The 11,474-nt window shown below is 36.5% G+C and carries 8 protein-coding genes; 1 reads left to right on the forward strand and 7 read right to left on the reverse strand.

The window, feature by feature from the left end:
• Positions 1-183 precede the first annotated feature (183 nt).
• Positions 184-369, forward strand: a complete 186-nt coding sequence (locus tag QUF93_RS19970) for a hypothetical protein (protein WP_002111324.1) — start codon at positions 184-186, stop codon at positions 367-369.
• Positions 370-779: 410 nt separating this feature from the next.
• Here the strand turns inward: QUF93_RS19970 and mutL are convergent, their stop codons facing one another.
• From mutL to QUF93_RS20005, 7 genes are all read right to left on the reverse strand, one after another.
• Entirely contained in the window at positions 780-2,702 is a 1,923-nt protein-coding gene (gene mutL, locus QUF93_RS19975) for a DNA mismatch repair endonuclease MutL (protein WP_289359989.1), read from the reverse strand.
• 8 nt (positions 2,703-2,710) lie between these two features.
• Positions 2,711-5,383 carry a DNA mismatch repair protein MutS gene (gene mutS / locus QUF93_RS19980; RefSeq protein WP_289359990.1) on the reverse strand — a complete coding sequence of 891 codons (2,673 nt, stop codon included), beginning with the start codon at positions 5,381-5,383 and terminating at the stop codon, positions 2,711-2,713.
• A gap of 325 nt (positions 5,384-5,708) precedes the next feature.
• The gene (gene cotE / locus QUF93_RS19985; protein WP_001288802.1) at positions 5,709-6,251 is read right to left on the reverse strand and encodes an outer spore coat protein CotE; all 543 of its coding nucleotides are present in this window, start codon (positions 6,249-6,251) and stop codon (positions 5,709-5,711) included.
• Between the two features lie 127 nt (positions 6,252-6,378).
• Complete coding sequence (locus QUF93_RS19990) at positions 6,379-6,810, reverse strand: YlbF/YmcA family competence regulator (protein WP_000649447.1); 432 nt, start codon at positions 6,808-6,810, stop codon at positions 6,379-6,381.
• 3 nt (positions 6,811-6,813) lie between these two features.
• Positions 6,814-8,343: a tRNA (N6-isopentenyl adenosine(37)-C2)-methylthiotransferase MiaB gene (gene miaB / locus QUF93_RS19995; protein WP_033711961.1), complete on the reverse strand. Its 1,530-nt coding sequence runs from the start codon at positions 8,341-8,343 to the stop codon at positions 6,814-6,816.
• A 494-nt stretch (positions 8,344-8,837) separates the two neighbouring features.
• Positions 8,838-9,704 (reverse strand): 2-oxoacid:ferredoxin oxidoreductase subunit beta, encoded by an 867-nt coding sequence (locus QUF93_RS20000; RefSeq protein ID WP_002088040.1) that lies wholly within the window; start codon positions 9,702-9,704, stop codon positions 8,838-8,840.
• Positions 9,691-11,448, reverse strand: a complete 1,758-nt coding sequence (locus QUF93_RS20005; protein WP_289359991.1) for a 2-oxoacid:acceptor oxidoreductase subunit alpha — start codon at positions 11,446-11,448, stop codon at positions 9,691-9,693. The genes QUF93_RS20000 and QUF93_RS20005 overlap by 14 nt, the downstream gene beginning before the upstream one ends.
• Positions 11,449-11,474 lie beyond the last annotated feature (26 nt).

Genomic DNA, 11,474 nt, shown 5'->3' on the forward strand with positions numbered 1-11,474 from the left:
TGTTGGCTGAACCGAGATGCTACCTTCCTTCAAAATTTCAGATATATCACGATAATTTAAAAAAACAACAATAGTTATGTAATTAAATTCCATTAATATTTATAAATAACTAGTCCAAAAAAATATATATGCATATCATGTTATAGTAAAGAACTTAGGAAATCCTAAAAAGGAGGCATTCTCATGTTTGAAGATAAATCTAAAATAAATTACCCATATGAATTTACCGAAACTACAACAATCCCCATAAAAAACCCAGTTTATAAACAATACAAAAACGGAACAGGTACACATAATTTCCCAATAACAAAACATTACAAAGAAAAAGTTCTATATACTGAAAAAATTAATAATAACAAAAATAAATAATTCTATAGAGCATCATTGTGACCATGCACAGTTACGTTTTAAGTAGTGTCTAAATCTTGATTTTTCAGCTCACACACCCTTTAAAAAGGAGAGTTTACTGGAAAACTTTCCTTTTTAAAAGTGCTGATATACCACGCTTTTTTCATTCTTAGTAGGATTTGATAACAGGATAAAGTAACCATAGCCACGAAATTAATTCCTTCAAAAATGAATAAATACTAAAAAACAAAATACCTTTATAACCTCTTAAATACTCTTTCCAATTCTTATTTCAAAACTAAACTGCTTCACACTCATTGAACACTAACAAATCTACATAAAAAAAGAGAGCAACTAATTACTGTTGCTCCCTTTGCAATCTAACTTTATCTTTATTAAATCCAAAACATTTTAGAAGAAAGCAACTTCCCCTACATAACCCTCTTAAACATCTTCTCCAATTCATAAGTAGAATGATGTACAAGAATTGGTCTTCCATGCGGACATGTATATGGGTTTGTTGTTGTACGAAGTTCTTCGAGTAAAGCGAATATTTGATCATTCGTTAAATATTGATTTGCTTTTATGGAAGCTTTACAGCTCATCATGATGGCTGCTTCTTCTCGTAGTTTTTTAATATCTACTTTTTTTAGTTTGACAACTTGCTCCATCATTTCGTCGATGATTTCTGTTTCTTGTCCTTTCGGGAACCATGTTGGATGCGAGCGGACGATAAAGGATTGATGGCCGAATTGCTCTAAAAATAGTCCAACTTTTTTTAATTCTTCTAATTGCTCTTCGACCCGCAAAAATTCAGTAAGAGATAAATCAATACGGTACGGTACAAGTAACTCTTGTACTTCTTGCGTAACTCGTCCCACTTTATCACGGAAATATTCATAATTGATGCGCTCCTGTGCTGCGTGCTGATCAATCATATATAACCCATTATCATTTTGAGCGAAAATATATGTTCCATGCATTTGTCCAATTGGATAAAGCGGTGGTAAATCATTACCGTTCATTTCAATCTCTTTTATTTCGTGAACTTCTTCTTCCAATTCCTCCAATTCAAAATCGTCATCGTTACTGTTCCACGATTTCTCTTCCCGAATTGGTTCTTCAATTATCGGTTTAGTAGATGGCTGCCAACTTTGTTCTTCTCTTACTAACGACTGTGGTGGTTGCCAAAGTTGTGCTGGTTGTTTCAAAGTCGTTGTTTCTTCTTGTTTCTCATCCATTCCAGTAGGTAAAACGATATTTGGCACCTGTGGTTCTTTCGGTTTTGTGTGCTCAAACTGGAACTGTCCTTGCACACTTTCATCTTTTTCTTTTTTCTTCGTCGTTACACCTGCATCTGGGATGAGCTGTATTTTTTTAAATGCATCTTGTAACGTTTTTTCAATAAGCTGCAGTAGTTCTTGCTCTTTACTAAAGCGAACTTCTAATTTTGCTGGATGTACGTTGACATCAACAAGCATTGGATCCATTTCAATTGATAAGAAGCCGATTGGGTATCGTCCAACTGGCAGTAACGTATGGTACCCTTGCTGAACTGCTTTCATTAATGTGTAATTTCGAACGTAACGGCCATTTACAATCGTTGACATATAGTTACGAGACGCCCTCGTTACTTCTGGTAATGTTACATAACCTTTAATGGTAAAGTCTAGAGACTCAGCTTCAATCGGAATCAGCTTCTTCGCAACTTGAATGCTGTAAATCGCTGCAAGTACTTGTCTTACATCACCGTTTCCTGACGTATGAAGCAATTTCTTTTCATTATGAAACAGTTTTAACGATACTTCTGGATGTGACATTGCAATACGATACACGATATCTGTAATATTCCCAAGCTCTGTATGAATGGTTTTCATATATTTAAGACGCGCTGGTGTATTAAAGAATAAGTTTTGTACTGCAATATCCGTTCCTTTTCGGCTCGCTGTTTTCTCTTGTTTTATAATGTCTCCACCTTTAATGATAAGGTGTGTACCAGGCGCATCACCTGTGCTCGTGATTAATTCTAATTCACTTACAGAGGCAATACTCGGCAGGGCCTCTCCGCGGAAACCAAGTGTTCTTATACGAAACAGATCATTTTCATCTTTAATTTTACTCGTTGCGTGGCGTTCAAATGCAACGATACAATCTTCTTCTGCAATGCCATCTCCATTATCAATGATGCGAATTTTCGATAACCCAGCTTCTTCTAAGTGGATTTCAATAGATGTACTATTCGCATCGATGGAATTTTCCACGAGTTCTTTTACAACTGAGGCAGGGCGTTCTACTACTTCCCCTGCCGCAATTAAGTTAGAGAGTTGATCATCGAGTTTGCGAATTTTCCCCATCTACTTACTCATCCTTTCTTTAACTTTTTCTGCAGGCGATACAGTTCGTTCATCGCTTCTAAAGGTGTCATATCGAGTAAATCAATTTTTTTAATTTGTGCAAGTACTGCTGTTTCTTTTTGATCTAACACTGACTTGTCTTGTTTTTTCGAAGACTGTTCTGCACTAAAGAAAGATAGTTGTGATTCTTCTTCAGTCTCTACTTTCGTTTCTTGTATTTCGGCTTGTTCTTCTTTTACAACTGCAGGTTCAGGAATAACTTCTTGTACTTTTACTTCTACACGCTTCGGAATAATAATTTCTTCCTGTCCTTCTAGTTGTGCTAACACTTCTTTCGCGCGAGCGATTAAGCTATCTGGAAGCTCAGCAAGTTGAGCAACGTGAATTCCGTAACTTTTATCAGCCGCTCCATCTTGAATTTTATGAAGGAAGACTACTTTTCCATTCTCTTCAATAGCGGAAACATGTACATTTTTCAATTGTTCTAAGCTTTCTTCTAACACTGTCAATTCATGATAATGTGTAGAGAATAACGTTTTCGCGCCAATTTGGTCATGAATATGTTCAATGATTGCTTGCGCAAGTGCCATACCATCATACGTAGATGTACCGCGTCCAATTTCATCGAATAAAATTAAACTTCTTTCTGATGCATTTGCAATTGCATTTTTCGCTTCTAACATTTCAACCATAAATGTACTTTGACCTGATATTAAATCATCCGCTGCACCAATTCTCGTAAAGATTTGATCGAAGACAGGTAATACTGCTTCTGTCGCTGGTACAAAGCAACCAATTTGTGACATAACAGTAACAAGTGCTAATTGTCTCATATACGTACTTTTACCAGACATATTCGGTCCTGTAATTAAAAAGACATCCATCTTCTCCGGCATAATACAATCATTCGGTACATACAATTTCCCGTTCAATACTTTTTCAACGACAGGATGACGACCATCTTTAATAAAGATTTCGCGCTTAGTTGTTAATACAGGTTTTACAAACTGCTCTTCTTCACTAACTGTCGCAAAACTTTGCAGTACGTCTAGTTCACTAATTACTTTCGCTAAATGCTGTAATTTCGGAATGAATACTTTTACTTCTTCGCGAAGTGCTGTAAATAAATCGTATTCTAATTGTACAATTTTCTCTTCTGCTTCTAAGATTAATGTTTCTTTTTCTTTTAGTTCATCTGTTATGAAACGCTCTGCATTTGCAAGTGTTTGTTTACGCTCATAGCGCCCTTCTGGAAGTGCTGCAAGATTCGCCTTCGTCACTTCAATGTAGTAGCCGAAAATACGGTTGTACCCAATTTTCAATGATTTAACCCCTGTAATATCACGCTCTCGTTTTTCAAGCTCAGCGATCCACGTTTTTCCGTTTTTACTAACGTAACGATATTGATCAAGCTTGTCATTATAACCGTCTTTAATAATAGCTCCGTCTTTAATAGAAAGCGGTGGGTTTTCTTGAATACTTCTTCCTAGTAATTCAGTTAAGCTCTCACATGGATCCGCACCTTGAATTAATCTTGCTGCATAAGCATTATCTAAAAGACTAATCGCTTCTAAAATAGCTGGTACTTGCAGTAAAGAACGTCTTAATTGTAATAAGTCCCGTGCATTTACATTACCAAATGCAACTTTCCCTGCTAAACGCTCTAAATCATATACTTCTTTTAACTTTTCTTTTAAATCTTCACGTAAAAAGTAATCATTTACAAACGTTTCAACCATTTCTAAACGCTCTTCAACTTTTTCTTTCTGGATAAGTGGACGTTCCATCCACTGTTTTAACATACGCCCACCCATAGCAGTTTTTGTTTTGTCTAATAGCCATAATAATGAGCCTGTCTTTTCCTTCGTACGAAGAGTCTCTGTTAACTCTAAATTGCGTTTTGAATGCACATCAATTTTCATGAATTGGTTCGTGTAATAAATTTCTACTGGTTGCAAGTGATCTAACGAACGTTTTTGTGTTCTTATTACATAGTTAAATAAGCGTCCAATTGCTTTAATTAATTTTGCTTGTGAAACATTTTTCACAAGATGTTCTAATCCTTCTGGAATAGTTGTTGCATCTTCATACGAAATCGTCATTTTTAATGTTTCAGTTAATTTATTTAATTCATCTTTTGAAAATGTAGAATCTACAACAATTTCTTTTGAACCAGTTGCATACACTTCTAATAAAATATCTTCTACTGAACCTGTTAACAACGTCACTGTATTTTGTCCAGTCGTTAAGTCATTGCAAGCTAGCGCATAAGATCCATCTTCGAAATGTGTTAATGCTGCTAAGAAGTTATTCTCCTTCTCGTCTATTGTACGCCCTTCCATCATCGTTCCTGGCGTAATTAGTTGTACTACTTCACGACGTACTACACCTTTAGCTGTTTTTGGATCTTCCACTTGCTCACAAACAGCTACTTTATATCCTTTTTCAACAAGTTGTTCAATATAATTTTTAGCTGCATGATGCGGTACACCACACATCGGTATACGTTCACTACTACCACCATCTCGGCTCGTTAATGTAATTTCAAGTTCATGAGCTGCTTTAACCGCATCTTCAAAGAACATTTCATAAAAATCACCTAATCGGAAAAATAAAAAGGCATCTTGATAGTCTGCCTTAACCTTTAAGTATTGCTGTATCATAGGCGTATATTGCGTCATGTCTTTCCTCCATAATTCTTGCATAATAATCTATATTCATCCCGCATTAACGGGCAGTAAGATTCCCACCTCAAAAATCGGCTGGAACAAAGAAGTTAGGTGGGAGATCCACTGCCCGTAAAAGCCCGATTGGTTCAACTAATAATCAGTGGGGATGACCCCCCACTGATTAAAGTTTCACTTTATATATGTCACACTTCACGGACACCCTATCTCCTATTACAGGAGTCTTTCCTCATTATAGCACATTTCATAAGGAATCATGTTCATTCAGCACTACTTATGTATTGTAAAAAGCTAGGAAGAACTTCTCCCTAGCTTTCTCTTACTCTTCTTCTGCATCGACGATAAAGTTCGGATCTAATTCTTCAAACTCATCATCATCGACTTGGAAATCCTCGTCTGATTCTACGCAACCTTCAGGATTTACACTTACACAAATTTTCGTTTCCCCAACTACTTCTGTTACAAATTCACGTTCTACCGTCACAACAATTTTATTACCATTTGGCGATACAAGAGCTTCTAAACAATTTGGCGGCTGAATTACACGAGCGATAATTTCTAAATCGTCACCAGAGAAGTTTTTATCACGATACCCAATGCTTACTTCATCAGTGTAGTTAACACGTTCTGTTACAACTTCAGTCTTTGTGTTTCCATCAAATGAATACCAAGTGTTTACATCATAGAAACCTTCAATTTCCACATGTTTCCCATTCTTTCTCGCTTCGTACGAATGGTTAATTACCCAGCACCCTAAAATACTTGTTGGCTCATTATTCGATTCACATGTATGCGTTGACTTTGTATACTTACGTCCTTTTCCAACCACTGCTTTTGTAATAATCTCTCTAAATTCGGACATTCGTAACCCTCCTCAATCACTATTCACTTAATCATATGCGTGACAATAGCGGAATGTGTCATTCTTTTTTTTGAGAAGAATTTACAATATAACCCACTAAAAAAAGAGATGTCAATAAGACATCTCTTTAACAACCACAATTTCCTTTTTTACTTTCTACCGCTGCACCAGTTTCACCCTTCAACACATCGCCGCCAGTTGAAACTAATATTTCATCTGTTACGTTGTTAGAAATCGTACTTGCAACCAACTGTAGTAAGTCATTTACGTATGTTTGTGAAGATTTAAATTCTTGTACTACTGGGATACTGTCTAACTTATCTTGCAATGCGTCAATTTCAGCTTCTACTTTTTTCAAAGCTTCCCATTTCCCGTAATGTTGCAAGTTTACTGCTTGTTTTTGCAATGCTTTAATTTCATCAATTGCGCGCTTTACATTTTCATTTTTATGAATTTGTGCTTCTGCTCGCTTAAAGAAATCGACTTCTTCTGTTTCAGAAATCATTTTTGCTAGTTCTTTCGCTTGTTCAACAATTTCATCTTTCGTATATGCTTTCATCTATTATTTCACCTCAATCGGCTCTTCAACTAATTCCCCGTTAAGAGACCAAGTTTTTGCGTCCGTTACTTTTACTTTAACAAGCTGACCAATTAAAGATTTTGAAGCAACAAAGTTTACAAGTTTATTCGTACGTGTGTATCCCGCAAGTACTTCAGGGTTATTCTTACTTTCTCCATCAACTAATACTTCTACAATTTGTCCTATATAACGCTTATTTTTATTAACTGCATATTCATTCACTAATGTATTTAAGCGTTGTAATCGCTCTTTCTTCACTTCCATCGGAACATTATCTTGCATTTTTGCAGCTGGTGTACCTTCACGCGGGGAATAAATAAATGTAAATGCCGTATCAAATCCTACTTCACGATATAACGACATCGTCTCTTCAAACTGCTCATCCGTTTCATTTGGGAAACCAACGATAATATCAGTCGTTAGTACTGCATTCGGAATGGTTTCTTTAATTTTTCGTACAAGCTCTAAATAGTGTTCTCGCGAATATTTACGCGCCATAATTTTAAGCATATCTGTACTACCAGATTGAACCGGTAAGTGGATATGTTCTACTAGGTTACCACCTTTTCCAAGAACATCAATTAAATGATCGTCAAAATCACGTGGATGGCTTGTTGTAAAACGAATACGTGCGATATCGATTTTACGAAGTTCATCCATTAAATCGCCAAGACCATATTGTATATCTTCAAAGTCTTTACCGTATGCGTTTACGTTCTGTCCAAGTAACGTAATTTCTTTATAACCGTTCGCAGCTAAATGGCGAATTTCTTTAATAATATCTTCTGGACGTCTGCTGCGCTCTTTTCCGCGTGTATACGGTACAATACAATATGTACAGAACTTATCACAGCCATACATAATATTTACCCAAGCTTTAATATCACCACGACGTACTTTCGGAAGGTTTTCAATTACATCCCCTTCTTTTGACCAAACTTCAACTACCGTCTCTTTCGAGAACATTGCGTCCTTTAAGATATACGGTAATCTATGAATATTATGTGTACCAAACACCATATCTACATGCTGATTTTTTTGCATAATTTTATTTACAACAGATTCTTCTTGAGACATACAACCACATACACCAATTAAAAGATCCGGATTTCTTCGCTTTAATGATTTTAAATGACCAAGTTCACCGAACACTTTATTTTCAGCATTTTCACGAATTGCACAAGTATTTAATAAAATCACATCTGCCTCTTCAGTTGAAAAAGTTGGCTCATATCCAAGTGTTGTAAAAATCCCAGCCATTACTTCTGTATCATGCTCATTCATTTGACAGCCATATGTACGAATGTAAAACTTTCTTCCTGCGCCAAAATTACGGAACTCTTCAGGTAAGCCAAAATCCCGTTCAATTTTAACTTCTTCTTTCCCACGCTTTTTCGCCAGTTTCAAGGAAGGTGGTTGGTATACACTTTCAAAGTATTTACTATAATCTTTCTCTTCTTTTTTCGTAGAGGAATTTGCTTGTCGACTTGCTAATCGTTGTTGCTCGTTCATCGGTAATCTCCTTTCACCCTTAACTATACACTCTGTAGTCCATTTTAATGCGCTTAGACCCATCTCAATGATGTTAGATAGCTTGAGAGATAACTTGCCCTTTGAAACTTGAGTAATCGATCTAATCATCCGTAAGAATGAAGTCTTCCCCACACAAATAGACATTCCCTTTTTATCCCACTTGGTTCAACTAATAATCAGTGGGGGCTGGACCTCTCCACTAATTAAAATTTCACTTTATCATTTCATCTTGTCCTATTGAAAAGCATATTGCTTTATCCCTATACACATTATCATAGTATAGAACGTTTAGCCAATTTTAAAGAAGAAGAAGCCTTATCCTATATTACATTTCACAGTTAATGAACATGCTATTTTTATACAACGATTTATATATTATTTTATCATTCCGAATTTTCTAAGTAAACAAATCTATTAATTATTTTTATTCACTCAAAAAGAAGGTTGCCAAGTGGCAACCTTCTCTCCGATCATTACATAAATTCAGCAACAAGCTCATCAAACATTTTCTGATCCATATTCAAATCAGCTTGCACTAAAGGCTTTTCACTATAGTCTTTTACAAGCTCTTGGTAAGAAGGCTGCTTTGTATTTTGATAAATTAAACCTGTTACTAACCCGTTCTTTTCCATTAATGTTTGCATAGCCATCATGCGGTTAGATGGATCATATCCTTCTACTGTACTTAGTTTCGTTAAATTCTCTTTAAACCAATCATAAGTATTTACTTTATTGTAAGTAACACATGGACTAAATACATTAATTAATGAAAAGCCTTTATGGTTAATACCAGCTTCAATAATTTGCGTTAATTCTTTTAAATCACTTGAAAAGCTTTGCGCCACAAATGTCGCACCAGCTGTTAAAGCCATTTCCATAACATTTAGTGATGGTTCAATTGAACCTTGTGGTGTACTTTTCGTTTTAAATCCAGCTTCACTACGTGGTGAAGTTTGACCTTTTGTTAATCCGTAAATTTGGTTATCCATTACGATGTACGTAATGTCAATGTTACGACGAATAGAATGGATTGTATGTCCCATACCAATCGCAAAACCATCACCGTCACCACCGGATGCGATAACTGTTAAATCACGATTTGCCATTTTCACACCTTGTGCAATCGGAAGGGCACGTCCGTGAATACTATGCAAACCGTATGAATTAATATAACCTGAAATACGACCTGAACAGCCGATACCAGAAATAACAGCTAGCTCATCTGGATTTAAACCAACGTTAGCTGCCGCACGTTGAATCGCAGCCTGCACCGAGAAGTCTCCGCAACCTGGGCACCAGTTTGGTTTTACACTGTTACGAAAGTCCTTAAATGTTGCCATTTAATACAACCCCTTTTTTACATTCGTTGTAAATCTCTTTCGGCAAGAATGGATTTCCATCGTATTTTAAAAGACTAGAAATTTTCTCACCATTGCCAAGATTCATTTTCATAATGTTAGCAAGCTGACCAGTTGCATTGTTTTCTACTACTACAACACGCTTCGCTTTTTTCACAAGTGGATCGATTTCAGCTGTTGGGAACGGATGAATTAAACGTACGTGGGCATGGTTTACTTTCATTCCTTCTTGTTCCAAACGCTGCATTGCCTCTTCGATCGCACCACGAGTTGAGTTAAAGCCAACTAGCAATACGTCTGCTTCTTCATGCTTAACATTTTTATAAACAGGGGTATTAAACTTTAAGTTCTCCATTTTACGGAAACGTTTGTCCATTTGATCTTTACGGTTTATTGCTGATTCAGATGGTTTACCAGTTTCATCATGTTCTACACCTGTAACATGGTGAATACCATTTTTCATACCGGGTAAAACACGTGGTGAAATTCCATCGTCTGTTACTTCATAACGCTTGAAGTATGCTTTATTTTCACGTTCTGGTAATTCTACTTCTAAATCAAGCTTACCACGACGAATTTCAACTTTATCTAACTTAAGTGGTTCTACTGTTTGCTTTCCTAAAGAAAGCTGTAGATCTGTTAAGAAAATAACAGGCACTTGATATTCTTCCGCTAAGTTAAACGCTTCTACAATATCATAGAAAGCTTCTTCAACTGTACTTGGCGCCATTACGATTTTTGGAATTTCACCATGCGTTCCGTAAATCATAGCCATTAAGTCCGACTGCTCTTGTTTTGTTGGTAAGCCCGTACTTGGACCACCACGTTGTGTATCAATGATAACTAGCGGCGTTTCAGTAATACCTGCTAAACCAATTGCTTCCATCATTAAAGAAAGACCAGGACCAGCAGATGCTGTTAATGTACGAACACCAGCATAGTTTGCACCGATCGCCATTGTACAAGCTGCGATTTCATCCTCGGTTTGGATTACTGTTCCGCCGACTTTCGGTAACTTTTTAATTAAATATTCCATAATTTCAGATGCAGGTGTGATTGGATATGCGGACATAAAGCGAGCACCACCAGCTACCGCACCAAATGCGATTGCGTCGTTTCCAATCATAAACATGCGTTTCTTTCCATCAGCTTTTTCAAGCTGCATCATGTTTACTTTCTCACCAAGCAATTCTTTCATATATTGAGAGCCGCGTTTAATTGCGTCCATATTTTTTTGAACGACTTGCTCTCCTTTACGACCAAAGATTTCTTCAACAACATCTAGATAAGCTGTTTCATCTAATCCTAATACCGCACTTGACGCCCCAACTGCAACCATGTTTTTCATTAATGATGTGCCTAACTCTGAAGCAATATCTGTAAACGGTATTACATATAGATTTACATCTGTATTATCAGGTATTGTCGGATTAAATTTCGCATCTGCAACTACAATTCCGCCCGGACGTAGTTCGTGGAAGTTAAAATCAATTGTTTCTTGATCAAAAGCAATTAAAATATCTAAATCATCTGAGATCGCGCGTACTTCTGTTGTACTTACACGAATTTTATTATTTGTATGGCCGCCTTTAATACGTGATGAGAAGTGGCGGTAACCGTATAGGTAATATCCTAATCGGTTTAATGCAATACAGAAGATTTCCCCTGTACTTTCAATTCCTTCACCTTGTTGGCCTCCAACTTTCCATGAAAGTTGACTAATCATCTCCTACACCCCTTTTGGCTGCATTC

This window comes from Bacillus hominis (genome assembly GCF_030348325.1).
GTDB lineage: Bacteria > Bacillota > Bacilli > Bacillales > Bacillaceae_G > Bacillus_A > Bacillus_A hominis.